We start from the raw sequence: 23,525 nt of genomic DNA, 5'->3' as shown, positions 1-23,525 counted from the left end.
TGCCCATCAGGCTTTGGCTGGGTTCGCTGTTTCCCCGAAGTAAGCCGCCAGCACCCGCTCATAGATCGCGGTCAGCCGATCCAGATCGGCGATAGCCACGCATTCGTCGGTCTGGTGCATGGTCTCACCCACGAGGCCGAACTCGATGACCGGACAGGCATCCTTGATGAAACGGGCATCCGACGTGCCCCCGGTGGTGGACAGGACCGGGCGCAGCCCGGTCTCGGTCTCGATCGCCTCGACCACGAGGTCCGTGAACGCGTCCGGCGCGGTGAGGAAGGCCGGGGAGTTCGAGGGCTGAAGGTCCAGGGTGAACCGGACGGTGTTGCCGGCGGCCGCCTCCAGCCGCCGTTGGATCTCGGCACCCAGGGTTTCCGCCGTCCAACCCTCGTTGAAGCGAATGTTGAACGTCGCGCGGGCATCGGCCGGGATGACGTTGGTGGCCGGATTGCCGACATCGATGGTGGTGAATTCGAGGTTCGACGCATCGAAATGCGCGGTGCCGCCGTCGAGGGGCTCGGCGAGAAGGGCAGAGGCGAGGCGCAGCAGGCCGGGGATGGGGTTCTCGGCCTTGTGGGGGTAGGCCACGTGGCCCTGGCGGCCATGGACGACGAGCTTGCCGGTGAGAGACCCGCGCCGACCGATCTTGATCACCTCGCCGAGGCGCGCCGGGTTGGTAGGCTCACCCAGAAGGCAATGGTCGAATCGCTCGCCCCGCCCCTTCGCCCATTCCAGGAGCTTCACCGTGCCGTTGATGGCTGGCCCCTCCTCGTCGCCTGTAATTAGGAACCCGATGGAGCCGTTGAACGCCCCTCCCCGCTCGGCGACGAAAGCGAGCGCCGCCGAGAGCATGCAGGCGATACCGCCCTTCATATCGACCGCGCCGCGGCCGTAGAGCATGCCGTCCGCTACCGCGCCATCGAACGGCCCGTGCCGCCACGCTTCGACGGAGCCTGGCGGGACGACGTCGGTATGGCCCGCGAAAAGGAGATAGGGACTGCCTGTCCCGATCCGCGCGTAGAGATTGTCGATATCGGGCGTTCCCGGCTCCGAGAAGCGCGGGCGATCGACGGTGAAACCTGCCTCCTCCAGGACGCCACCGAGCCATTGCAGGGCACCGCCCTCCTCCGGCGTCACTGACGGACAGCGGATGAGGGCCTGGGCGAGGGCCAGCGGCGAGTGATCGGCGATAACGGGAGAGGACACGGGCATCGTCTCGTCGAGATGGGACATTCCACCGTCGCGAATAAGCGGCACGGCATCGGGACGCAAATACCGTCCCGATGGCCTTTCGGCGCTTCGCCGCACGGGCTATCTCACCGGGATGGCCTTCTCCAGCGACGAAGTCGAACGCTACGCCCGCCACCTCGTCCTGCGCGAAGTCGGCGGACCGGGACAGGCGCGTTTGCAGGCGGCGCGGGTGCTCGTCATCGGCGCCGGCGGGCTTGGCGCTCCACTGATCCAGTATCTGGCAGCGGCCGGCATCGGCACGATCGGCATCGTCGACGACGACACGGTCTCGCTCTCCAATCTGCAGCGACAGGTCATTCACGGCACGCCCGATATCGGTCGTCCGAAGATCGACAGCGCCACCGATGCCGTGGCGCGTCTAAATCCGCATGTGCGGATCGAACCGCATCTCATGCGGATCGACGCGGACAATGCCGTCGCGTTGATTGGCCGATACGATATCGTCGCCGATGGGTCGGACAATTTCGCGACCCGCTATGCCGTCTCCGATGCCTGTTTCCACGCCAAGCGTCCGCTCGTCACGGCCGCCCTCGGGCAGTTCGACGGCACACTGACGACGATCCGCGCCCATGAGACTGGAAAGGACGGCCGCCCGAATCCGACCTATCGTTGCCTGTTCCAGAACCCGCCTCCCCCTGGCAGCGTGCCCGCCTGCGCCGAGGCCGGTGTGCTCGGTGCTCTGGCCGGGGTAATGGGATCTCTGATGGCGATGGAAGTGATCCGCGCGGTAGCGGATTTCGGCGAGCCGCTGGTGGGACGGCTGCTCATGGTCGATGCCCGATCCATGCGGTTCGAGACGCTCGGCTATGGATGGGACGAGGGAAATGCGTTGAACGGATCGGCGAATTAGGGACCGGAAAGTCGCTTTCGCCGTCCTTTACCCACCGAATACGGTACCGCGCATCCGGCGAGCGGTGGCTGCTTTCGTGACCCTGAACCAACTCCGTTGGCGTTCCGTGAGATTCCGGAATTCAGGATTTAGAGGGCTTCTCCGGATCGGGCGTGACGCCGTTCCAATGCGGCCCGACGAGATTGCTATGCCCCGCCGGGTCGGAAACCCGCGTGCCGGACGTCGTGAACGCCTGGTAAGCGAAGCGCTGCTGCTGATTGAGAAGCATGGCGGCCAGCGTGCCGAGGGCGACGGCAACGACGAGGGCGATGATGAAAGCTTTCATGGACGTTGTCCGATCCTCGACATGCCGGCTCCGGTCGCCGAACGCCTGTATTAGTCCGTCAGGTTACTCGGCAGGCACCTGATGGCGCCCTAGCTGCGGGCCGCTGGCGTTCTTGGCCTGCTCTTCCTCTACCCAGAGGTCGTGGTGGACCTTTGCCCAGCCGAGATCGACCTTGCCGCTGCCCATGGCGTCGTAGGCACCCTCCATGCCGAGGGTACCGATGTAGATATGGGCGAGGATGCCGGCGATGAAGGCGATGCCGATGAGGGCGTGGATCACCTGCATCAGCTGCATTCCGGTGATGTCGGTGAGGGCGAAGGGAAAGATCATCATCAGGCCGGTGACGCTCATGGCCGTGCCGAAGCCAATCACCATCCAGAACACCATCTTTTGGCCTGCGTTGAAACGGCCAGCGCTGGGATGCTTGTTGCCGATGAAGCCGCCGAAGGCCTTGATCCAGGCAATGTCGATCTTGTTCGGGATGTTGTCTTTCAGCCAGAGCACCAGCATCAGCGCGACGCCAATCATGAACGGCCAAGCGAGGTAGATGTGGCTGAACTTCGCGTATTGCGCCACCACGCCGAACGCATCCGCACCGATGAGCGGCATCAGCAGGCGCTTGCCGAAGATGTAGTTCAGGCCGGACAGGGCCAGGATGATGAAGCAGCTCGACGTCATCCAGTGCGCGAACCGCTCGAATCCATTGAAGCGCAGGATCTTGCGGCCCGTATCGGGACCGGGCTCCATCAGGATACGGCCCCGGAAGAAGTAGAACAGGCCGAGAAGCGCGACGGCGCCGAGGACGGCGAGCGCGCTGAGCCAGGGCAGCCACCGTTCCCGGAACTCGCGGTAGTCGCGGCCGGCGGGCTGGATCAGGTGCGCCGCCTTGCCGTCGGGGATGCTGATGCGGCCGGTGATCTTCGGGTCCTGCTTGAACAGGAAATCCTCGTTGACGGATTCAGCCGTCGGGTTCTGCCCGGTCGGGTTCAGTCCGTCGCGCGTCTGCTGCGCGAAGGAGCCCGACGAGGCGCCGAAAGCCGCCATGAGGATGGCCGCTGCGACCAGCGTCCTGAAAGTCGTCAGTGTCCGCCGCATCGGCGTTTCCTTCCTGAAGTCTCGACCCCGGCAGTCCAGTCCGTCGCCTAGATGGCGACGGTTTCGCGATAGGCGGTCTTCCAGCCCCAGGCGCCGGAGCCGTAGCCGCGCTTGATCACGCGCTGCTTGTAGATCTGGGCGATCATCTCACCGTCACCCGCCAGCAACGCCTTGGTCGAGCACATCTCGGCGCAGAGCGGCAGCTTGCCCTCGGCGAGACGGTTCGAACCGTATTTCTCGTACTCGATGGTGGAGAGATCGGATTCGGGACCGCCGGCGCAGTAGGTGCACTTGTCCATCTTGCCGCGCGAACCGAAGTTGCCGACCTTTGGATATTGCGGCGCGCCGAACGGACACGCGTAGAAGCAGTATCCGCAGCCGATGCAGATGTCCTTCGAATGCAGCACCACCGCGTCGGCCGTGGTGTAGAAGCAATTCACCGGGCACACCGCCGCGCAGGGCGCGTCGGTGCAGTGCATGCAGGCCATTGAGACCGAGCGCTCGCCGGGCTTGCCGTCATTGAGTGTGACGACACGCCGGCGGTTGATGCCCCACGGCACCTCGTGCTCGTTCTTGCAAGCGGTGACGCAGGCGTTGCATTCGATGCAGCGGTCCGCGTCGCAGAGGAATTTCATGCGAGCCATGGCGATTATCCCTCAAACGGCCCGGATCTGACACAGGGTGCACTTCGTCTCCTGCATGCCCGTCACAGGATCGAAGCCATAGGTCGTCGTGTTGTTGGAGCTCTCGCCCAGCACCACGGGGTCGGTGCCGTGCGGATAGAATTTCCGCATGTCGTCGCCCTGGTACCAACCGGAGAAGTGGAACGGCATGAAGGCGACGCCCTTGCCGACCCGGTCCGTCACCAGCGCCTTGACCTTGGCCTTGGCGTTGTTCTCGGGGCCGGAGACCCAGACGAACTGACCGTCCTTGATGCCGCGATCGGTGGCATCGCCGGTATTGATCTCGACGAACATGTCCTGCTGCAACTCGGCGAGCCAAGGGTTCGAGCGCGTCTCCTCGCCGCCGCCCTCGTATTCCACGAGACGGCCGGAGGTGAGGATGATCGGGAAGTCCTTGGCGATGCCGCGATCCACCGCCGCCTTCTGCACCGAGAAGCCGATATTCGGCATGCGCAGCTGACGTTCGTCGGGGCGGGTCGGGTACTGGGCTACGAGATCGGGACGCGGCGTATAGATGGGCTCGCGGTGCACCGGCACGGGGTCGGGCAGGTTCCAGGCATTCGCCCGTGCCTTGCCGTTGCCGTAGGGCGTCACGCCGTGGTCGAGGCAGACGCGCTGGATACCGCCCGACAGGTCGGTCGCCCAGCTCACCGTATCGATGTTGGCCCCACCGATCTTCGTGATGGTCGCCATCTCCTCGGCGGTCAGGTCCTTGTCCCAGCCGAGCTTCTTGAACACCGCCATGGTGAATTCGGGGTAGCCGTCGGTGAGCTCGGAGCCCTTGGCGAAGGAATCCTCCGCCAGCAGGGTCACGCCGTTACGCTCAGTGCCGAAGCGGGCCCGGAACGTTCCGCCACCGTCCTTGATGTGGAGGTTGGTGTTGTAGAGGATATGCGTGCCTGGATGGCGGAGCTCCGGCTTGCCCCAGCACGGCCAGGGCAGGCCGTAATAGTCGCCGCCCACTTCAGGGTCGTCCTTGGGCGCCCGCAGCGTCACCAGATCGAACTTGGCCTGGTTGCGCATATGCGCCTTCAGGCGTTCCGGGCTCTGGCCGCAATAGCCCGTCGACCAGCCGCCGCGGTTGATCTCCCGCAGGATATCCTCTGCGTCCGGCACCGCGTCCACGACCTTGATGTTCTTGAACATCTTGTCGGCGAAGCCGAGCTTCGCCGCCAGACGGTAGATGACCTCGTAATCGTTCTTCGATTCGAAGGCGGGCTTCACGATCTGCTCGCCCCATTGAAGCGAGCGGTTCGAGGCCGTGCGGCTGCCATCCATCTCCAGCGAGGTGCAGATCGGCAGGAGGTAGGTGTTGTCGCGCCGCGCATCGAGGGCGGCGAAGGTGGTGGGATGCGGGTCGGCCACCACGAGGAGGTCGAGCTTGGTCAGGCCTTTCACCGCCTCCGGCAGGCGGGTGACGGTGTTGCCGCCATGGCCGAACACCATCATCGCCTTGATGCCGGTGCGCTGGTCCACCTGTTCTTCGGGCAGGTTCACGCCGTCGAACCACCTCGTGGAGGTGATGCCGGGTAATTCCATGCTCTCCTTGCGCGTACGGGCCTTCCGGCCGCCCTTGGCCGGCACCTCGTCGAATCGCGACTGGAGCCAGTCGTATTCCACGTCCCAGACGCGCGCCCAGTGCTTCCAGGCCCCTTCGACGAGACCGTAATAGAGCGGCAGCGACGTCACATCGAGGCCCAAATCGGTGGCCCCCTGTACGTTGGTGTGGCCGCGGAAGATGTTCGCGCCCGTGCCCGGCTTGCCGACATTGCCCGTGGCGAGACACAGGATGCAGAGCGCACGGACGTTGGCGGTGCCCACCGTGTGCTGGGTCGCGCCCATGCACCAGATCAGGGTGGCGGGCTTCTCCTTGGCGAACTTCTCGGCCACGCGGTGCAGCTGCTCGCCCGGCACGCCGGAGACGCGCTCGACCTCCTCGGGATTCCACTTGGCGACTTCCTTGCGGACGTCGTCCATGGCGTAGACGCGCTGGCTGATGAACTCCTTGTCCTCCCAGCCATTCTGGAACACGTGCCAGAGGATGCCCCAGACCACCGGGATGTCGGTGCCGGAACGGATGCGGACATATTCCGTGGCGTGGGCGGCCGTGCGGGTGAAGCGCGGATCGATGACGATCATGTTCGCGCGGTTGATCTCCTTGCCGGACAGCAGGTGCTGAAGGGAGACCGGATGCGCTTCGGCGGGGTTGCCGCCGAGAATGATCATCGTCTTGGCGTTGCGGATGTCGTTGTAGGAATTGGTCTGCGCGCCGTAGCCCCAGGTATTGGCAACGCCGGCCACCGTCGTCGAATGGCAGATCCGCGCCTGGTGATCGACCGAGTTGGTGCCCCAGAAGGCGCCGAACTTACGCAGGACGTAGGCGGCTTCGTTGGTGAATTTGGCCGAGCCGAGCCAGTAGACGGAATCCGGGCCGTATTTGTCCCGCAGGCCGGTGATCTTGTCGCCGATCTCATCGATGGCCTGATCCCACGAGATGCGGGTCCACTGCCCGTCGACCATCTTCATGGGGTATTTCAGGCGGCGGTCGCTGGAGACGAGCTCGCGGATCGCCGCGCCCTTGGCGCAATGGGTACCCCGGTTGATCGGGCTGCTGAAGGAGGGCTCCTGGCCGACCCAGACGCCGTTCACGACCTCCGCCGTTACCGTGCAACCCACCGAGCAATGGGTACAGATGTTCTTCTTGATCGTCACCTCGGGGCCGATCGCGGAGGCGCCCGCCGCCTGGGCCTTGCGGACCGAGCCGAGCTGGATCGAGCCGGCAGCCGCGAGCCCCCCGGCGACGAGGCCGGAATTGCGCAGGAAGGCGCGACGGTCGAGGGCCTTCGGCGTCTCGCCGATGGTGACGGCCTGATGGAAGGTGCGGCCCGGGCCGCCTGTCTTGCGCTTGATCAGCATGGCGCCCTCAATTCTTCTTCAGGGTCTCGTAGCCGTTGGTGCGGTAGAACGCCTTGACGTGGTCGGACTCGCGGTAGCGGGCCTTCGTCTCATCCGCGCCGGGGTCGTAAGCCTGCGCGGGCGTCGCAATCATCGGCTGGGCCGTGATCGCGGCAGCGGCCGCCACCGATCCGCCGCCGAGGGCGCGGAAGAAATGGCGCCGTCCCATCTCGTCCTTTCGATCGTCCCGCATGCTCGTCACTCCTGAATGCGACCGATGTTTCAATGATCCCCGCCTCACGCGTCGAGCGCGTAAGCCCGGGTCTCGATGTCGATGAACGTCCGGCCGAGGTCGCCCACGGCACGGTAGAAAGACGAACGGGTATTGGCCGCCACATCGTCGAACAAACGCCCGGCCCAGGGCTTTAGATGCCGCTCGAAGAAGACGCGGTCCTCGCCGGCTCCCGTCTCGAAACGGCCCGAGACGAGACCCGCCATGGTCTCGAGCAGCATCGCCACATGGTCTTCCGGCTCGCTCATGCCGCCCGAGGCTTCGATGCCGAGCCGGGCCAGATCCTGGCGGATGCGCGCCAGCGGGCGCTCGTTGAGAAAGCCGGTCAGGTAGTAGGAAGCGTGCGGCACGACTTCGCCGCGTCCGACGCCGACGAAGAGATCGAAATACTCGCGCCCGACCTTGGCCAGATCCGCACCGGCCGCTTCGCGAGCGAGGGCGGAGCTCGCCTTACCCAGGGGAGTCTCATCGCCACCCGAGCCGGCAAGAAGCGACAGGATATCATCGGACGGGACCCGGCCGGTCAGGGCCGCGAGGAGATCGTAGAGATGAGCGCGCAGAAAATCGACGTCGTCCACGACCGGCTGCGTCATGCCGGGCGCGCCGGAAGCGAGTTTCGCTTCGTCTTCGCGCAACAACTCAACCGAACGCATACCATCCTCAAACCGCGACCCGATCGCGGGCGAAGTGAATTCACTTCGTCCACAATACCGCGGAATGGGACGTGCGCAACGTAGTTTTTAATTGCTCAAAGTGGGATGGCGCTGCCATGTCGTCGCGGTCTCGGCATAGCCGTGTCCACGGGGGCAGAACGTGGCGGCGACAAGGCCAAGCTTGGCTCGTCAACCTGCACGACAGTGAGACGCGGTTCTTCACTGCCCCGATCCGTCTCTTCGGTTTTCACCGGTTCGGATTCCTCCGCCAGCTCCTCCGCTTCGATCAGCGTGACCTCTTCGCTTTCCTGCTCAGGCTCAATTTTTTCGTCGGGCGTCCCGTCGAAGATGTCCCGCAGCATGGCCTTGATGTCGTCTGTGGGCAGAAGAGGGCCGTTTCCCGGCACACCGCCCACCACATTCCAGTCATAGGCGTATTCCCGCGCCTCGCTGACATAGTCGCGGATGTTGATGTCGAGGGACCACATCCGGCGCAAAGCCGCCTTGCGCATCACCATCGGAACGCCAGCCCGAAGGAACTGGGTCAGGTCGGTCTGTGCCGTCAGGCTGTCCAGGGAGGGCAACTTGGCGAGTTCCTCGGGCGACAGGGTCTCACCCTCGGAGAGTTCTCCCGCGAGAGGCGCCGATTCGCTCTCGACCGCCTCGCCCCCGACCGCCTCGCTTCCAACCGGCACGGTCGTGGGCGGGTTCTCGCGGACGATAGCCCGCTTACGCTTCGACCAGCGGGAAAAGAAATCGCCGCCGCTCATCCTTCGTCCCCCCGTCTGCGCGTACCGGTCCCCTGTCGCGCCAGGGCCTCCGGATCGGCCCGGTCGCGCTTACGCTTGTGGAACACCTGTTCGACGTGGAAGGCCTCGAAGAAAGCCAGGACCTTGGCCTGCACTTCCAGCGGCATCGGCACCGCCTCGACCACCTCGCCGATACCCTCGGCCATGGATTCGCCCTCATAGGGATCGGCCGTCACATTGGCGACTTCATAGCTGCCCTCCGCGATCTGCCGCAGGGCGACCCAGAGCGAGGGCCGGCCCGAGATCAGGTTGTCGCGGTAATGCGACGTCTCGGCGGGGTGGAGCGAGACCTCGTAGGCGCCGGCATAGAAAGTTTCCTCCTCCGGCGTCGACGACAGCACGGTCCAGGGCGAGGCGGCCGGGATCGCCGGAAGGGCCGCGACCGGTAGCCAGGCATGGCTTGTCCAACGGCTCTTCAAGGCCCGTTTGACGACAATGATCCCGACGTCGAAACGGTCATCGGGCGGCGTCGGTGCGGAGGTCGGATTCTCTTCGGTCATGCGGCCTCCGCGCCGTCGGCAAGCGGCAATCCCGCCACGAGGTTCTGAGGTTTGAGAAAAAGGCGCTTGTCGGGGTCCATGGCCATCAGGAGATAGACCGGCCGGCCCGCCGCGCGCGGGTCGATCCGCCGGTCATCGGCGAAGGTGAGGCGGAACAGGGCCAGGATGCGCATGCGGCTCGCCTCGTCCAGGGTCTCGCCGTTCCAGAGGGCGTTGCCGATTCGGGTCGCTTGAGCGTCGAGCCCGACGAACCAGCGCCAGTCCGGATCGTCCATGGAGGCGATCGGCTCCACTTTCGCCTCCACATGCAGAAGGTGTCGTACCCAGGCCTCGATGGCGCGCGCCAGACCGTCGCGGCTCTTCGGGTTGCTCCCGAGGTTGAGCGCCATGGTGAATGCGTCGGAGCGGCTCCAATAGGTCCAGGCCGTCTCGTCCGTGAGCACGTCGAGCTCATTCGCCGGCTCCTTGCCCAGCATGGCGACGAGGGGCGACTGCGCGGCCCCGGTCTCCCGCGCCTCGATCACCTCGGCATCGGCCAGCAACGCCGCGCCATCGACGAAAGAGACGCGCTGCGGCCGGAAGAAGAGCTCGCCGGCGCGGAGCGTGTAGGGGTCATCACATCCATCGAGGGCATTACGCAGGATGAGATGCGCCAATTGATTGAGGAAGATCGGCGGCGTGCCGTTCAGCCCCCTGCGAACGAGGTCGAGATAGGCCGCCTCCACCGACCGCGCGGCCATCAACCGGTCGCGGAAGGCGAGCATCATGGTCCAGTTCTCACGCGCATCGGCATCCACCATCGCGGCGATCTCACCGGGGGAGACCGGCCGGCGCGGCGCCGTCACGAGGCCGCGGTGGAGCGCCCGCTCCGCCATGCAGGCTTCGTCGGGCGGCACGAGCTCGGGCCGTGCGAGATAGGCGAGGATCAACTCGTCGGTGACGGCAAGGCCCCCCCCTTCCGTGCGCCCGGCGAGGTGGTGTCCGCTGGAGACCCAGAACTCGGTCATCGTCCGTCATTCCCGGAAACAGGTGCGTTGGCCATGCCGATGAGGTCCGCCCGTTCCTCGGGTTCGTCATCGGTCTCCTCGAAGGTGAAGGCCCTGGCATGGGCATGCAACTTGTCCGCCCCGGCGACGCCCAGCCCACGCTGATGCAGCGTCCGGAACGCTTCGCGGATCGCACCGTCCTCGAAGGTCCGATGCAGCGCGATCACGCTTCCCACCGCCGGCTGACACAGGGTGGCGGCGAAGGCGATCTCCTCGTCGGCCGCGATGCGGGCCACATCGAGGGTAGGCGCGCCGAGGCGCTCGCAAAGGTGATGCGCCAGCTGCTCGACCGCTTTGTCCCGCTCGGCCATCGTCGCCTCGCTGACCACTGCCAGGGTCGAGAAGCCGAGGGAGGTCACCCCGAGGAACCCGGAGCGAAACGCCGTACGGTCCTTACCTTCGAGAAGCGGAACGTCGGCGTCCCAGAACAGGAACGAGCCCGTGACGGCCCATTCGCCGGGCTCGGCCGCCTTCGCGAAAACGAAGGTATCGGACGGATCGAGGCGGATCGTCCGGGGAAGTTTGAGACTGCTCATCGAGGCCTTCGCCTGTTCATTCCGTCGTCACCACCCGAACCGGCCGAGAGGTGGTGGCGAAGACCTTCGTGTTCGAGGCACCTGTCCGGCGTCCACGGCACGTATCTGGGGTCGGCTCGCGGAAATTGCTCACGACTGGGGGAGACGCCCTTCACCAATACAATTGAAACCGGCCGATGAACGTATCCGCGTCGATCGTCCGTCCGTTCTGAAGCGCAGAGGGAGACGTATGGGACCGGACGTAATCGGCCATGATGCGGATGTTGGTGTCGGGATACCAGGATAGACCCACCGTGCCGTCCCGCTCGATGCCGCCGCGCACGCCGCCATCGTCGAGATCGATGGCCGAGAACCGCAGGCCGAGTTCGAAGACGCCGAAACCGCCACGGGTGATGCGCTGCTCTTCGGCGACTTTGACGCCGCCGAAGACTGCATAGCCGGTGCCATTGAAGTCTGGCGCCATGCGATAGGCCCGATTGTCGCCGTTGAGCACCCAGCTCGCCTGGACGTATCCCCCCTGGAAGCTCAGCGGCGATCCGCCATCGAACCGGCCGATCTCGGTTCGCGTGTATTCCGCGCTCACCAGCAGCGGACCGGAGCGATAGGCCAGTTCCGCACCGAGGCGGGCGATGCTCGCCGCATCGCGGATATCGCCGGTATCGACGAATCCCCTCGTGTAGAGGAACGCTTCGGATCGGCTCGAGAGCGAGAGGGGGCTCTCGTCGCGCGGCAGGCTGCGGTAGCTCCCGGCGAGGCCGAGATGGAGCGTCCGTTTCTCATCGTTGATCGGCGCGTAGGTCACCCGGCTCGTCGAGGCCAAGCCCTCGCTGCCGATACCGGTATTGGCGTTGCCGCCGAAGATTCCGGTGACGACGCTCCAATCCTTGCCGTGCCTCCCCACGGCGAAGCCGAAGTTCCGCGCCGGAACGAAGGCGTCGGACAGGGCCCGTTCGGTGAACAGGATGTTGTTGTTGGAAGCGAGCTGGTCGAGGCCGAACGGCTCCTTCTCGTTGCCGATGCTGAAGAGCATGTCCGGCACACCGCGATAGACCAGGACCGCATCGTTGATCGGCGTCACCGGATCGGCGAAATCGTACTGGAAGCCGAGCCCGACATCCTTGCCGAGGCTCAGAGTGGTCTCGATCCATGAGCGGCGCACGGTGATGGTGTCGCTGAACGGGTCGCCGAAGCCCGATTGGCGGATGGCGGCCGCACCGAAATCGAGGTGGAGCCGGCCGCCGATGCGCAATGTCGCGGCATCGTCGGGAAAGGTCAGGGTGATGCCCTTGTCGTCGATGGTGAGCCGCTCGCCATAGGGGCCGGGCACGCCCTTCGCCTCGATGGCCGGGCCCCTCGGAGCCTCCTCGGCCCGAAGCCCACCCGGCAGGGATAGAAGTGCGGCCAGCGCGGCGAGGCAGGCGATGCGGGTTCTCAACGACGTTTTCTCTCTGGGGATCGCCCTCACCACGGGCGATCTCGACCGACATTCCCACAATCCGGGCATCGCCACATTCACAGATGAGGCTCGCCCGTCTGCGGATCGCCCCAGCGCATCGCGGCCAGGGCTTCGACGAGATCGCGGCGATCGCCGTCGCCGCCGATCAGGTCGCCGCCAGCATCGATCCGTGCCACCGGGCCGCCCTCGGCGAGCCGCCGGAGATAGCGTCGTTCGATTCCCGCGAACCCGTCTTCCTCCCAGATGGCGAAGGTCTTCATGAGATGACGGGCGAAGCTCTCCACGAGGATTCCGTGGCCATCCTCGAAACTGAAACCCTCGTTTTCGAGGGAGGTCGAATCTGGCGTCAGGCCCGGATCGCCGGCCCGTGCCTTCGAGGCGATGATCGTGGCGGAGAAGACGAGCCAGTCCGGCACGTCGCCCTCGCCACAAGTTGCGGGCCATCCGAGACGCCCGCCGCCGAGGCGCGCGCCGTCGAAGCGGAGCGTATCGGGCCAGCCGAACGTCACCGGGACCTCGGGCGGACCATGCGCACCGATGGCCTCGGCAAGCGCCACCATGCCGGCGAAGACGGCGCGGCGCGCCGTGGCGAGAGGCTCGTCCGGCTCCAGGATCACCGCAAAGTCGAGCAGTTCCGCGTTCTTTCGCCAGACGAGACGCCCGGTCCGGCCGCCGGATGCGGCCGCGTCGCGGGCTTCGTCGAACGCGCTCGCCGGCCCGGCTGAGATGGCGAGAGAAAAGACGGGCGGCAGGATCAGGTCCGGGTCGTCGGAGCTCGGCGCCATGCGTTTCGGTTCTACCTGCGCCCGTATGTCGGGTCCTAGTTTCGAGCCGTTATAGTATACGATGCACCAACCTGAGCGCGAGTGGGCTGGTACCCTCGCCGCTGTGACCAAACGTTCGGGGTAAATCATTGTCCGACCGGATCGTGTTCGCGTGCTCCTGCGATGAGACCGTCGCCCTCGACAGGCCGGCGATCGGCAAGGCGTGCGGTGGCCGCCTGGAGACCGCCGATCAACTGTGCGGGCGTGAGATCGCCCGGTTCGAGGACGCGCTGGCACAGGGCGCGCCCGTCACCGTCTCGTGCACGCTGCAGGCCCCCCTCTTCACCGACATCGCCGCCGGGGCCGGGGCGGAAGCCCGCGTGACCTATGCCAATATCCGCGAGAACGCGGGCTGGTCGAGGGAGGCCGATGCGGCCGGACCGAAGATCGCGGCCCTGCTGGCCGCCGCGGCCGAGACGACGCCCGCGCCGGGCACCGTCGCGATGGTGAGCCAGGGCGTCGCCCTCATCTACGGACGCGACGAAGTCGCCATCGAGGCCGGGCGGCGGCTCGCCGACCATCTCGACGTGACGGTTCTGCTGAGCCGCCCGCGCGATGTACCGGTGCCGCGCCGGCACGAGTTTCCCGTGCTTCAGGGGAGTGTCGTTTCGGCGAGCGGGCATCTCGGGGCGTTCTCCCTGCGTATCGACGATTACGCGGTGCCGAGCCCCTCATCCCGTCAATCCCTGTCCTTCGGCCCGTCGCGCAACGGCGCCACCTCCACCTGCGACGTGGTGCTCGACCTGACGGGGGGCACGCCCCTCTTTCCCGCGCATGACCTGCGCAGCGGCTATGTCCGGGCGGATCCCGGTGACCCGGCCGCCGTGGAGCGGGCGATCTTCACGATCTCCCACCTCGTCGGCGAGTTCGAGAAGGCGCGCTTCATCGATTTCCAGGCCGATCTCTGCGCGCATTCGCGCTCGCGCATCACCGGCTGCACGCGCTGCCTCGAAGTCTGCCCGACCGGCGCCATCGCGCCCGCAGGCGATCACGTCGCCATCGATCCCTATATCTGCGCCGGCTGCGGCTCTTGCGCCTCCGTGTGCCCCACCGGTGCGGCGGCCTACGCCCTGCCGGCCGCCGACGGGCTGATGCGCCGCCTCAGGACCCTGATGCGTGCCTATCACGAGGCCGGGGGACGGAACGGCGTGGTGCTGTTCCACGATTCCGAGCACGGCGAGCCCCTGATCGAGGCGCTGGCCCGCTACGGCGACGGCCTGCCGGCCAACGTGCTTCCTGTCGCCGTCAACGAGGTCACGCAACTCGGCCCGGAGGCCGCCGCGGCGCTCCTGGCCTACGGCGCCGTGGGCATTCGGCTCCTCGTCCGTGACCGCCCCAAGCACGACATCGCGGCTCTGCGCCGGATGGCTCACCTTGCCGATACCCTCGCTGGGGCGCTGGGCTACGGTTCGGCCGATGGGACGCCCGTCGTCTCGCTCATCGAGACCGACGACCCGGATATCCTGGGCTCCACGCTGACAACCGGCGGTCTCGGCACAGCCGCGCCGGTGCCCGCGGCCTTCATGCCGGTCGGCCCCAAGCGCAACGTCCTGCAATTCGCCTTCCGCGAGATGCATGTCGCCGCCCCGGCCCCTGTCGCCGTCGTCCCCTTGGAAGCCGGTTCGCCGTTCGGTGGTCTCGACTTCCGCACCGAGGATTGCACCCTGTGCCTCGCCTGTGTCGGCACCTGCCCGACCCATGCCCTCAGTGACAGCCAGGACCGGCCGCTGCTAGCATTCGAGGAAAGTCTCTGCGTGCAATGCGGGCTCTGCGCCGCCACCTGCCCGGAAGATGTCATCTCTCTGAAGCCGCAAGTGGATTTCGCCGCCTGGAGCCAGCCGCGCCGTATCGTCAAGGAGGAAGAGCCGTTCGATTGCGTCTCCTGCGGCAAGCCCTTCGGCACGCGCAGCAGCATCGAGCGGGTCATCGAGAAGCTTCAGGGCCGCCACTGGATGTTCAAGGGCAGCGCCGGCGAGGCCCGGATCCGTACCCTGATGATGTGCGACACCTGCCGCGTCGAAGTCGTGGTGAACGAGGCTTTCGACCCGCATACGGTGCCGGAGCGGTCGAAGCCGAGAACCTCCGAGGATTACTTCCGGGCGCGGGAAACGAGTGGGAGCGGCGGCGCCTGAGAAATAGTTCGGTCGGATTTCCCAGCGGGTGCTCCTGCCAGAGTCGATCATCCCATCCAGTCATCTCATCCCGAGATGCCCGCGTCAGCGGGCCTCGAAGGAGCCCTCCAGTTCGCTCAGTGGGTTCTGGAGCGCTCCTTCGAGGCCGCTACGCGGAACCTCAGGATGAGGTAAAGCCTTGGAGAAACAAATCAAAAAGTGTCTTATAAATAGCCTGCTGCACCGTCTTGCTCCGGGCAAGAACCGACCGAGACGGGAAGATTCATGATGCGTCTCCCCCCCTTTGATCAAGGCGTCTTCGTCGCCCTCTCGAGGAAACGCACCAGGGCCTCGCGGTCGTCCGGGTTGTTGATCGTCTGCTCGGGCATCTTGGTGCCGGGCGTGTAGCGGGATGGGCCGATCTCGAACAGTTTCGAGATAGTCCGCGCATCCCAGACGATGTCGAGGCCCTTCAGGGCCTGCGAGAACGTGTATCCCTCGGCGGTGGCGACACGCCGACCGAACACGCCGCTCAAGGTAGGGCCGGCTCGCGTGCCGTCCTCCGGCGTCAGGGTATGGCAGGCGACGCAGGCGCGAAAGACTTCGGCCCCGTGATCGCCCTTGAAGGCCGCCAGCGAATCCACCGGCCGCGGCATCGACAGCGAGCCGATGGGCTCGCCCGTCCCGGCATTCCATCGACGGACCAGCCTGTCCCCGCCCCCGGTCAGCAATTCGGTTCCGTCCGGCCGGAAGGCGAGCGACCAGACCGGCAGTCCCGGCCCTACGAGGCTGAACGCCACCTTGGCCGCGCCCCGGTCGATCATGGCCACGGTGCCGGCCACCGTGGCAGCGGCGACCCGGCGCCCGTCTGGAGACAAAGCGAGACCGATGACAGGGTTGGTCGCGAGGTCGACCGACGCGCGGATGGTGCCGTCGGCGGACAGGAAGCGGACCACGCTATCCGCACCGGCGGCGACGATCTCGCCCTCCCCGGCCACGGCCACGCTGTTCACCGGCGATGGGAGTTGAACGATGCGCGGTGGCTCGTCGGTCTCGGCGAGGGGCCAGACTCGAAGTGTGGCGTCATAGCCCCCGGTGACCAATCTGCCATCGGGCAGGAAGGCGACGGCGTTCACGTTGCCCGCATGTCCCCGCAGCACCCGCACCGGCCCGCCGGCGAGGAACCGGATATGCGCCGTGCCATCCCAGGAAGCGGAGGCGAGGCTCGCCCCGTCCGGCGAGACCGCGAGGGCCGCGATGGGTCCGGCATGGTCGGAAAAGATCTCGACGGGCTCCGGGCGTCCGGCCTGCCAGAGGGCGATGCGCCCGTCCTCGCTGGCTGTGACGAAGCGGCCGCCATCGAGGGCAGCGACGGCATTCACCGCACCGTCGTGGAAACGAAGGACCGAGAGGGCCGTCCCCTGGTCGATCGCCCATAGAATGCCGGAATGGTCGAACCCGCCGGAAATCGCGATGCGTCCGTCCGGGGCAATCGCCAGCGCCCGCACCGGGCCCCCATGACCGCGAAGCTGCGCTGAGCCCGGAAGCGGTGCGGAGAGGACGAGGAGCATCGCGCAGATCGGCCAGACGCGGCGGATCGTCTGTCGAGAGAACCGAGGTCGAACCGACAACCCTGATATCCGCGCCACGCCGTCGCTCTCTTACGGGATCGAGGATGTTGAGAAATAGTCGCGGCGACGCAACCTGTCTTCCCTTCCGGCTACCACTCGGCTGATGCGCCGCAGGCGGGGTTGCTCACCCGCTCGCAATGCCGCATCCGTCACGGCGCATGTCGATCCGGTCCGCGACTTCGGCCTTGGTGCCCCTCGACGACGCCTTGGCGCAGCTTCTGGTCGCCGAGCCGGTAAGCGCCATTGTCGTGCCGGTGGGCGATGCGATCGGCTCCGTTCTCGCGGCGGATGTCGTCGCCCCCGCCGACTTACCCACGCATCCGCGCGCGCTGCGGGACGGCTGGGCCGTGGCCGGCAGCACTGTGACGGGTGCCTCGGCCTATGCGCCGGTGACGCCGCTCTCGCCTCCGCCCTGGCTGGACGCGGGCGATGCGATGCCGCCTGGCACCGATACGATTCTGCCGCCTGACGCAATCGACACCGACGGGGACATCGTGGCGGATGCGGCACCGGGCGGAGGTGTCTCCGGCAGTCAAGAGATCGCACGGGGAGACGTTCTGGCGCGATACGGGGAACAGCTGACGCCGCTCGGTGCTCTCGCACTCGGTGCCAGTGGGATCGACACAGTCGCGGTCCGCGTGCCGCATGTTCACATCCTCGATATCGGGGGCCATTCCGCATCCACCATCGCGGCTTTGGCGAAGAAGGCGGGCGTTCGGGTGACGTCGAGCCGATGCTCGCGCGAAAGAGAGTCCATCGCCGATGCGCTGCTCGTCCCGGGGGCGGACGCGGTGTTCGTCGTCGGCGGCACCGGTTTCGGCCGCAATGACCACAGCGCCGAGGCCCTGGCACGGCGAGGCCGGCTCGGCGCGCATGGCATCGCGCTTCGTCCGGGAGACAGCGCCGGTTTCGGCTCGATCGGGTCTGTCCCGGTCCTGCTCCTGCCGGGCAGGCCTGACGCCGCCCTCGCGACATTCCTTGCCCTTGGGCGTCCCCTACTGTCGAGGCTCTCCGGAGCGAGCCTCCCCGGCAAGGCCAAAGGGCGTCTCGCCCGCAAGATGTCCTCGACCATTGGAATGAGCGACATCGTCTTTATCGGGCTGAAGAACGAGCGGGTGGAGCCTCTCGGCGGAGCGGATCTGCCGCTGCGACGGTTGATCCACGCCTGGGGCGCGGTTCTGGTGCCGCCGGAGCGGGAAGGCTATCCCGAGGGGGAGTGGATCGAGGTCATGCCCCTGTGAAGCGTCTCGACGCATCGGAGTCGAACGAGGATTTCCTGGCGAGGCTGTCGCGCGCGGCCCGTCAGGAGCAGTTTCTTCATGTGGTCAGCCGAGACGAGGCCGCATCGCGGTTTCGCGCGGCGGTGCCGCATGTGGCGCTGCCATCCGAGAGTGTGCCGCTCGCCGCAACGCTCGGCCGCGCGCTGGCGCGGGACGTGGCCTCGCCCATCGACGTGCCTCCCTTCGACCGAGCCCTCGTCGACGGGTTCGCACTCCGCTCCTCCGACACGCTCGGCGCGAGCGAGGCCGAACCGGCCCGGCTCGGACTCAACCACGAAATCCTCGCCTGCGGCGTCGCTCCCCGATTGGCGGTGGAGCCCGGCACGGCGACAGCCATCGCCACGGGCGGCATGATTCCACGCGGCGCCGACGCGGTGGTGATGGTGGAGGCGACCGAGATCGCGTCCAGCGAAGGATCGATGGCGATCGACCTCGACCGGGCGGCCGCGCCCGGACAGTTCGTCGGTTATGCCGGGTCGGACATGGCGCGCGGCGAGACCGTTCTCCGCAAGGGCACCGTCATCACCGCGCGCGAGATCGGCATGCTGGCCGCCTGCGGCCTCGATGCGGTCGAGATGGTGCGCCGGCCGAGGGTCGCCGTGCTCTCCACCGGCGACGAGTTGTCGCCGCCGGGCCAGCCCCTGCCGGCAGCCGGCATTTACGATTCGAACGGCGCCATCGTGTCCGCTTCGGTCACCGAGAATGGCGGCGAACCCGTGCCCTTCGGCATCGTCGCGGACGATGAGGCCGCTCTCGAAAGCGTCATCCGCGCGGCGCTTTCGGAGTGCGACGTCGTCGTCCTTTCGGGAGGGACGTCGAAGGGGGCGGGCGACGTGTCCCACCGCATCCTCTCCCGCCTGGGCGAGCCGGGTATCCTCGTCCACGGCGTCGCGCTCAAGCCCGGCAAGCCCCTCTGCCTCGCCAAGGCTCAAGGCAAGGCCATCGTCGTCCTGCCCGGCTTCCCGACCTCGGCGATATTCACCTTCCACGAATTCATCGTGCCCCTGATCCGCTCGCTGGCTGGGCTTCCCCCGCGCGAGGAAGAGAGCGTCGAAGCTGTGCTGCCCCGGCGCATCCCCTCAGAACTCGGGCGCATGGAATTCGTGATGGCCTCCCTCGCCCATGGGCGGGACGCTCCGGTCGCCGTTCCGCTGTCCAAGGGTTCCGGCTCGGTGACGGCCTTCTCGCAAGCCGACGGCTTCTTCGCGATTCCCGCCGCGCGCGCCGGGCTGGACGCCGGCGAGCCGGTGCGCCTCTCGCGGATCGGCGCGGGCACCCGCGCCCCCGACCTCACCATCGTCGGCAGCCATTGCGTCGGGCTCGATGCCGTCGTCGGACGCCTGGCCGAGCGCGGCATCCGGGCTCGCACCATCTGGGTCGGGTCCTCCGGGGGGCTCGCCGCCCTGAAGCGGGGCGAGTGCGAGATCGCCTCGATGCATCTCTTCGATCCCACGACCGGCCGCTACAATGCGCCCTTCCTGACCCCAGCCTTGCGCCTCGCCGAGGGCTGGACGCGGATGCAGGGATTGGTGTTCCGCCCCGGCGACAGCCGGTTCGCGGAACGCGACGCGGCGGGTGCCGTCGCGGCGCTCCTCCTCGACCCGGACGCCATCATGGTGAGCCGCAACACCGGCTCGGGGACGCGCCTCCTCATCGACGGGCTTCTGAACGGGGCGCGCCCTCCCGGCTACTGGAACCAGCCACGTTCGCACAACGCCGTGGCCGCCGCCGTGGCCCAAGGCCGAGCCGATTGGGGTGTCGCCATCGAGAGCGTCGCGAGTGCCTATGGCCTCGGCTTCCTGCCACTGGTGAGCGAGCATTACGATTTCGCCTATGCCGAAGATCGGGCGCAGGAGCCGGCTCTCGCCGCCTTCCTCGCGCTGCTCGCCGAGCGGGAAACGGGGGCGCTTCTCGCCGAGCTCGGATTTTCCTTGCCGGAGGCCCGGCCATGACGGACCGGACCATGCGGGTCATCGGCTTCGCCGGCTGGAGCGGGGCGGGCAAGACCACGCTTCTCGCCAAGCTCATTCCCGAACTGATCGCCCGCGGCTTCACGGTCTCGACGATCAAGCACGCGCACCACGCCTTCGACGTGGACCAGCCGGGCAAGGATTCCCACCGGCACCGGCAGGCCGGCGCATCCGAAGTGCTGATCTCGTCGGCGGCCCGGTGGGTGCAGATGCACGAAGTGCGCGACGGAGCCGAGGCGAGCTTGGCCGACCTGCTGCGCCGCCTCAGCCCCTGCGACCTCGTGCTGGTGGAAGGATTCAAGCGCGAGGGGCATCTCAAGATCGAGATTCATCGGAACGCCAACGGCCGTCCGCCGCTTCATCCGCAGGACGAGAACATCGTCGCCGTTGCGACGGATGCGGAATTCCCCGACGCTCGGATTCCGGTGATAGGCCTCGACAATGTCGGTGGAATCGCCAGTCTCGTGGCGGTCATGGCGGAGCCGATCGAGGTCGTCCTGAACAGGCTCGGAGGCCATGGCGCAGCTGACTGACGATTGCTTCGCCTTCGGTGGGCAGCTCATGAGCGTGGACGACGCCCTGGCGCTGATCGCCGAGCGGCTTCCGGTGGTCGCCGGGATCGAGACCGTACCACTTAACGAGGCGGACGGACGCATCACGGCGGAGGACGTCATTGCTGGTATCGACTTGCCGCCATTCGATAATTCCGCCGTCGACGGCTACGCGTTGCGCCACACCGACCTCGCTCCCAACGGCGAAACGCGGCTGCCCGTGGAAGGCCGGATCGCCGCTGGCCACGCCGGCCTGGAGATGGGAAGCGGGCCGAGCGCGGTCCGCATCTTCACTGGCGCCAGAATGCCGGACGGCGCCGACACCGTCTTCATGCAGGAGGACGTGACGGTCGAGGGCACCGAGGTGGTCCTACCCCCCGGTCTGAAGCGCGGATCGAACCGGCGGCTCGCCGGTGAGGATGTCGCAAAAGGCACCACAATCATCACAGCCGGCTGTCGACTCCGCCCGCAGGATATCGGACTCGCCGCCGCCATAGGCCGCCCGCACCTGACCGTCCGGAAAAGCCTGAAGGTGGCGGTGTTCTCTACCGGCGATGAACTGGCCGAGCCGCAGGGCGCCCTGTCGCAGGGGGCCATCCACGATTCCAACCGGGTGATGCTGGTCGCCCTGCTGAAACGCTTCGGCGCCGAGGTGAGCGACCTCGGCATCCTACGCGATGACCGAACTCTTCTCGCGGCACGCCTCACGGAGGCGGCGTCCGCCCATGATCTCCTTCTTACATCCGGCGGTGTCTCCACCGGTGAGGAGGATCACGTGAAACCGGCCGTGGAGACCGTCGGCAGCCTCGTTTTCTGGCGCCTTGGGATCAAGCCGGGCAGGCCGGTGGCTGTGGGCCTCGTGCAGGGGACACCCTTCGTGGGATTACCGGGCAATCCCGTCGCCGCCTACGTGACTCTGCTCTTCGTAGTACGTCCGCTTCTGGCGCGGCTCGGTGGAGAAGATTTCGTTCCGCCATTGGGCATTCCCGTCCGCTCCACCTTTGCCTATCGCAAGAAGGCTGGCCGCCTGGAATTCATACGGGTAAGCCTGCAGCGCGCCGCCGATGGACTGCTCGAAGCGGTAAAATTCCCCCGCGATGGGGCCGGTATCCTCTCGTCACTCACCGACAGTGATGCACTGGCTGGCCTCCCGGGCGAGATTACCCGAATCGAGCCTGGCGATACGATCGAGGTATATCCGCACAGGATGCTGTACTGACGCGGAATCGCCTGTCCTTATACCCGTAAGCGTGACTGAAGCTTGCATTGCACGGGCTTCGGTACGATGTGCCGGGTGCCCTTCGAGACCGCATGCTCCCCGCTTTCGAGCGGGGGGCCGCTCGTTCCGACTCCCTGCCCCTCCGACCTGATCGAAAGCGCCGATGGATTTCCTCGACTCGCACTTCCTCGTCTCGGTGCTGCAGATCGTCTGGATCGACCTGCTCCTTTCCGGCGACAATGCGGTCGTCATCGCCATGGCCTGCCGATCCCTTCCCCCGGAGCAGCGGCGCACCGGGATCCTTCTCGGGGCCGGTACGGCAGTTGGGCTTCGCATCCTCTTCGCCGTCATCATCACTCATCTTCTGGCGGTACCGTTCCTTCGGATCGGTGGCGGGCTGCTTCTCCTTTGGATCGCGGTGAAGCTCGCGCTCGGCGAGGATGACGAGGCACATGCCGTCGGCGACAGCAAAACCTTATGGAAAGCGGTACGGACCATCGCCATCGCCGATGCGGTGATGAGCCTGGACAACGTCGTTGCCATCGCAGCCGTTGCGAAGGGCGAGGTGTCGCTATTCGTCTTCGGTCTTCTGCTCTCGATCCCTCTCATCGTCGCGGGCGCATCGCTGATCACGACGTTGCTGAAGCGCTTCCCCTTGGTGATCTGGGCGGGCGCGGCGCTTCTCGGGTGGATCGCCGGGGAAATGATCGTCACCGATCCCTACATTGCCGAACACGTGGCCTCGGTGCCCCACGCCCATCAGATCGCGGCTGCGATCTGCGCCGTCATCGTCGTCGCCGCGGCCTTCATCTGGAAGCGCATCGCGGCACCGGCTCGGACAGTCGCCGGCCACGGCCATCTGTGAGACGCATCACGAACGAGAAGAGGCCCCTGTCAGGGGCCTCTCATCTCGCAAAGCTCCTAAATTCTGTTTGGCGTGACCTCAGTTCGCTGTCTCGAGGATTTTGAGATCGAGGGCAGCCAGCGCCATTAGCGGGGGTGGCATGACGACCCCGTCGCGGCGAATCTGCCGGGCGACCCGCTGGCAACCCGCAATGTCATTGGCAGCCGCAGCGGTATTGCCCTGCTCGATGAACTCGGCGCTCGCAGCCTTGGGCGGTGGTGCGGCGGGGGCGGCTGCGGGCGCTGGGGCCGATGCGCCCGAAGGCGCAGCGGCATTCTGCGTCGCTCCCTGTGGGCCGGCAGCGCCAGGGCCATTCGGGGCGGTCGGCCCGCTGAGGCCCGAATCCTTCTGTGTCTCACTGCCAGAAGGTTTCTGCGATCCGGAGCCGGGTGCCGTGACCGCTGTGCTAGTCTGGCGCGTAGCTTGACCGGATGGTGCCGCCCCAGCGGGCGCATGCAGGAACGCGGTGAGTTCCTTGCAGATATTAGCGGGCTTGCCCGTCGGTTCGGCCAGGGCAACGACCGGCAGCAGAGACGCCATCGCCGTCCCCGCTGCGGTGGACAATGCTACGATACGGAAACTCATCATGTCACGGCCCTCCCAAGGCCAAGCCGTCGCATACGTGACGAAACACTTAGTAGGAG

General features: G+C 66.6%; 22 protein-coding genes. 7 read left to right on the top strand and 15 right to left on the bottom strand.

The window, feature by feature from the left end; translation table 11 throughout:
* Nucleotides 1–6: 6 nt before the first annotated feature.
* A complete protein-coding gene (gene dapE, locus AC0IXR_RS04830; protein WP_471760238.1) occupies nt 7–1,212 on the bottom strand; it encodes a succinyl-diaminopimelate desuccinylase in 1,206 nt (401 codons plus the stop codon).
* 112 nt (nt 1,213–1,324) lie between these two features.
* On the opposite strand from dapE, the gene AC0IXR_RS04825 reads away from it, so the two are divergent.
* Nucleotides 1,325–2,101 (top strand): HesA/MoeB/ThiF family protein, encoded by a 777-nt coding sequence (locus AC0IXR_RS04825; protein ID WP_471759888.1) that lies wholly within the window; start codon nt 1,325–1,327, stop codon nt 2,099–2,101.
* A 121-nt stretch (nt 2,102–2,222) separates the two neighbouring features.
* Here the strand turns inward: AC0IXR_RS04825 and AC0IXR_RS04820 are convergent, their stop codons facing one another.
* The 12 genes from AC0IXR_RS04820 to AC0IXR_RS04765 form a co-directional block, all read right to left on the bottom strand.
* On the bottom strand, nt 2,223–2,426 hold the full coding sequence (locus AC0IXR_RS04820; RefSeq protein ID WP_207412793.1) for a hypothetical protein: 204 nt from the start codon (nt 2,424–2,426) through the stop codon (nt 2,223–2,225).
* Nucleotides 2,427–2,489: 63 nt separating this feature from the next.
* Nucleotides 2,490–3,521 carry a formate dehydrogenase subunit gamma gene (locus AC0IXR_RS04815; RefSeq protein WP_471759887.1) on the bottom strand — a complete coding sequence of 344 codons (1,032 nt, stop codon included), beginning with the start codon at nt 3,519–3,521 and terminating at the stop codon, nt 2,490–2,492.
* A gap of 47 nt (nt 3,522–3,568) precedes the next feature.
* A complete protein-coding gene (gene fdh3B, locus AC0IXR_RS04810; protein ID WP_056431009.1) occupies nt 3,569–4,165 on the bottom strand; it encodes a formate dehydrogenase FDH3 subunit beta in 597 nt (198 codons plus the stop codon).
* Between the two features lie 12 nt (nt 4,166–4,177).
* Complete coding sequence (locus tag AC0IXR_RS04805; protein WP_471759885.1) at nt 4,178–7,120, bottom strand: formate dehydrogenase subunit alpha; 2,943 nt, start codon at nt 7,118–7,120, stop codon at nt 4,178–4,180.
* Nucleotides 7,121–7,127: 7 nt separating this feature from the next.
* Nucleotides 7,128–7,352, bottom strand: a complete 225-nt coding sequence (locus tag AC0IXR_RS04800) for a formate dehydrogenase (protein ID WP_056431015.1) — start codon at nt 7,350–7,352, stop codon at nt 7,128–7,130.
* A gap of 44 nt (nt 7,353–7,396) precedes the next feature.
* Nucleotides 7,397–7,984 (bottom strand): TorD/DmsD family molecular chaperone, encoded by a 588-nt coding sequence (locus AC0IXR_RS04795; RefSeq protein WP_405030596.1) that lies wholly within the window; start codon nt 7,982–7,984, stop codon nt 7,397–7,399.
* A 155-nt stretch (nt 7,985–8,139) separates the two neighbouring features.
* Nucleotides 8,140–8,814 carry a DUF3306 domain-containing protein gene (locus tag AC0IXR_RS04790; protein WP_471759884.1) on the bottom strand — a complete coding sequence of 225 codons (675 nt, stop codon included), beginning with the start codon at nt 8,812–8,814 and terminating at the stop codon, nt 8,140–8,142.
* Nucleotides 8,811–9,353 (bottom strand): DUF3305 domain-containing protein, encoded by a 543-nt coding sequence (locus AC0IXR_RS04785; RefSeq protein ID WP_419951784.1) that lies wholly within the window; start codon nt 9,351–9,353, stop codon nt 8,811–8,813. Before AC0IXR_RS04785 ends, AC0IXR_RS04790 begins: the two co-directional genes overlap by 4 nt.
* Entirely contained in the window at nt 9,350–10,360 is a 1,011-nt protein-coding gene (locus AC0IXR_RS04780) for a DUF6352 family protein (RefSeq protein WP_471759883.1), read from the bottom strand. Before AC0IXR_RS04780 ends, AC0IXR_RS04785 begins: the two co-directional genes overlap by 4 nt.
* Nucleotides 10,357–10,935 carry a DUF6505 family protein gene (locus AC0IXR_RS04775; protein ID WP_471759882.1) on the bottom strand — a complete coding sequence of 193 codons (579 nt, stop codon included), beginning with the start codon at nt 10,933–10,935 and terminating at the stop codon, nt 10,357–10,359. The genes AC0IXR_RS04780 and AC0IXR_RS04775 overlap by 4 nt, the downstream gene beginning before the upstream one ends.
* A 151-nt stretch (nt 10,936–11,086) precedes the next feature.
* Nucleotides 11,087–12,370, bottom strand: coding sequence for an OprO/OprP family phosphate-selective porin (locus AC0IXR_RS04770; RefSeq protein ID WP_471759881.1), 1,284 nt, complete (start codon nt 12,368–12,370; stop codon nt 11,087–11,089).
* Nucleotides 12,371–12,447: 77 nt separating this feature from the next.
* A complete protein-coding gene (locus tag AC0IXR_RS04765; protein ID WP_471759880.1) occupies nt 12,448–13,176 on the bottom strand; it encodes a biotin/lipoate--protein ligase family protein in 729 nt (242 codons plus the stop codon).
* 128 nt (nt 13,177–13,304) lie between these two features.
* On the opposite strand from AC0IXR_RS04765, the gene AC0IXR_RS04760 reads away from it, so the two are divergent.
* The gene (locus AC0IXR_RS04760; protein ID WP_471759879.1) at nt 13,305–15,347 is read left to right on the top strand and encodes a 4Fe-4S binding protein; all 2,043 of its coding nucleotides are present in this window, start codon (nt 13,305–13,307) and stop codon (nt 15,345–15,347) included.
* Between the two features lie 287 nt (nt 15,348–15,634).
* Here the strand turns inward: AC0IXR_RS04760 and AC0IXR_RS04755 are convergent, their stop codons facing one another.
* The gene (locus AC0IXR_RS04755; RefSeq protein ID WP_311275137.1) at nt 15,635–16,897 is read right to left on the bottom strand and encodes a c-type cytochrome; all 1,263 of its coding nucleotides are present in this window, start codon (nt 16,895–16,897) and stop codon (nt 15,635–15,637) included.
* A gap of 218 nt (nt 16,898–17,115) precedes the next feature.
* Here AC0IXR_RS04755 and AC0IXR_RS04750 point away from each other — a divergent pair, with 218 nt between their 5' ends.
* The 5 genes from AC0IXR_RS04750 to AC0IXR_RS04730 all read left to right on the top strand — a co-directional run bounded on the left by AC0IXR_RS04750 (nt 17,116) and on the right by AC0IXR_RS04730 (nt 22,842).
* Complete coding sequence (locus AC0IXR_RS04750) at nt 17,116–18,198, top strand: molybdopterin-binding protein (RefSeq protein ID WP_471759878.1); 1,083 nt, start codon at nt 17,116–17,118, stop codon at nt 18,196–18,198.
* Nucleotides 18,195–20,189, top strand: a complete 1,995-nt coding sequence (locus tag AC0IXR_RS04745) for a molybdopterin biosynthesis protein (RefSeq protein WP_471759877.1) — start codon at nt 18,195–18,197, stop codon at nt 20,187–20,189. The genes AC0IXR_RS04750 and AC0IXR_RS04745 overlap by 4 nt, the downstream gene beginning before the upstream one ends.
* An 11-nt stretch (nt 20,190–20,200) precedes the next feature.
* Nucleotides 20,201–20,740 (top strand): molybdopterin-guanine dinucleotide biosynthesis protein B, encoded by a 540-nt coding sequence (mobB, locus tag AC0IXR_RS04740; protein ID WP_471760237.1) that lies wholly within the window; start codon nt 20,201–20,203, stop codon nt 20,738–20,740.
* Complete coding sequence (locus AC0IXR_RS04735) at nt 20,724–21,977, top strand: molybdopterin molybdotransferase MoeA (RefSeq protein ID WP_471759876.1); 1,254 nt, start codon at nt 20,724–20,726, stop codon at nt 21,975–21,977. Before mobB ends, AC0IXR_RS04735 begins: the two co-directional genes overlap by 17 nt.
* Nucleotides 21,978–22,140: 163 nt before the next feature.
* Nucleotides 22,141–22,842 carry a TerC family protein gene (locus AC0IXR_RS04730; RefSeq protein WP_056431049.1) on the top strand — a complete coding sequence of 234 codons (702 nt, stop codon included), beginning with the start codon at nt 22,141–22,143 and terminating at the stop codon, nt 22,840–22,842.
* 78 nt (nt 22,843–22,920) lie between these two features.
* On the opposite strand, the gene AC0IXR_RS04725 is transcribed toward AC0IXR_RS04730, so the two are convergent.
* Nucleotides 22,921–23,469, bottom strand: a complete 549-nt coding sequence (locus AC0IXR_RS04725; protein ID WP_471759875.1) for a hypothetical protein — start codon at nt 23,467–23,469, stop codon at nt 22,921–22,923.
* Nucleotides 23,470–23,525 lie beyond the last annotated feature (56 nt).

Source organism: Methylobacterium sp. AC832 (assembly GCF_979256025.1).
This window is presented reverse-complemented; position numbering and strand designations above follow the sequence as displayed.

Coding starts and splice junctions, on each gene's coding strand:
- dapE (WP_471760238.1), bottom strand. CDS start 1,212: ATGCCCGTGTCCTCTCCCGTTATCGCCGATCACTCGCCGCTGGCCCTC.
- AC0IXR_RS04825 (WP_471759888.1), top strand. CDS start 1,325: ATGGCCTTCTCCAGCGACGAAGTCGAACGCTACGCCCGCCACCTCGTC.
- AC0IXR_RS04820 (WP_207412793.1), bottom strand. CDS start 2,426: ATGAAAGCTTTCATCATCGCCCTCGTCGTTGCCGTCGCCCTCGGCACG.
- AC0IXR_RS04815 (WP_471759887.1), bottom strand. CDS start 3,521: ATGCGGCGGACACTGACGACTTTCAGGACGCTGGTCGCAGCGGCCATC.
- fdh3B (WP_056431009.1), bottom strand. CDS start 4,165: ATGGCTCGCATGAAATTCCTCTGCGACGCGGACCGCTGCATCGAATGC.
- AC0IXR_RS04805 (WP_471759885.1), bottom strand. CDS start 7,120: ATGCTGATCAAGCGCAAGACAGGCGGCCCGGGCCGCACCTTCCATCAG.
- AC0IXR_RS04800 (WP_056431015.1), bottom strand. CDS start 7,352: ATGCGGGACGATCGAAAGGACGAGATGGGACGGCGCCATTTCTTCCGC.
- AC0IXR_RS04795 (WP_405030596.1), bottom strand. CDS start 7,984: ATGACGCAGCCGGTCGTGGACGACGTCGATTTTCTGCGCGCTCATCTC.
- AC0IXR_RS04790 (WP_471759884.1), bottom strand. CDS start 8,814: ATGAGCGGCGGCGATTTCTTTTCCCGCTGGTCGAAGCGTAAGCGGGCT.
- AC0IXR_RS04785 (WP_419951784.1), bottom strand. CDS start 9,353: ATGACCGAAGAGAATCCGACCTCCGCACCGACGCCGCCCGATGACCGT.
- AC0IXR_RS04780 (WP_471759883.1), bottom strand. CDS start 10,360: ATGACCGAGTTCTGGGTCTCCAGCGGACACCACCTCGCCGGGCGCACG.
- AC0IXR_RS04775 (WP_471759882.1), bottom strand. CDS start 10,935: ATGAGCAGTCTCAAACTTCCCCGGACGATCCGCCTCGATCCGTCCGAT.
- AC0IXR_RS04765 (WP_471759880.1), bottom strand. CDS start 13,176: ATGGCGCCGAGCTCCGACGACCCGGACCTGATCCTGCCGCCCGTCTTT.
- AC0IXR_RS04755 (WP_311275137.1), bottom strand. CDS start 16,897: ATGCTCCTCGTCCTCTCCGCACCGCTTCCGGGCTCAGCGCAGCTTCGC.
- AC0IXR_RS04750 (WP_471759878.1), top strand. CDS start 17,116: ATGTCGATCCGGTCCGCGACTTCGGCCTTGGTGCCCCTCGACGACGCC.
- mobB (WP_471760237.1), top strand. CDS start 20,201: ATGCGGGTCATCGGCTTCGCCGGCTGGAGCGGGGCGGGCAAGACCACG.
- AC0IXR_RS04735 (WP_471759876.1), top strand. CDS start 20,724: ATGGCGCAGCTGACTGACGATTGCTTCGCCTTCGGTGGGCAGCTCATG.
- AC0IXR_RS04730 (WP_056431049.1), top strand. CDS start 22,141: ATGGATTTCCTCGACTCGCACTTCCTCGTCTCGGTGCTGCAGATCGTC.
- AC0IXR_RS04725 (WP_471759875.1), bottom strand. CDS start 23,469: ATGATGAGTTTCCGTATCGTAGCATTGTCCACCGCAGCGGGGACGGCG.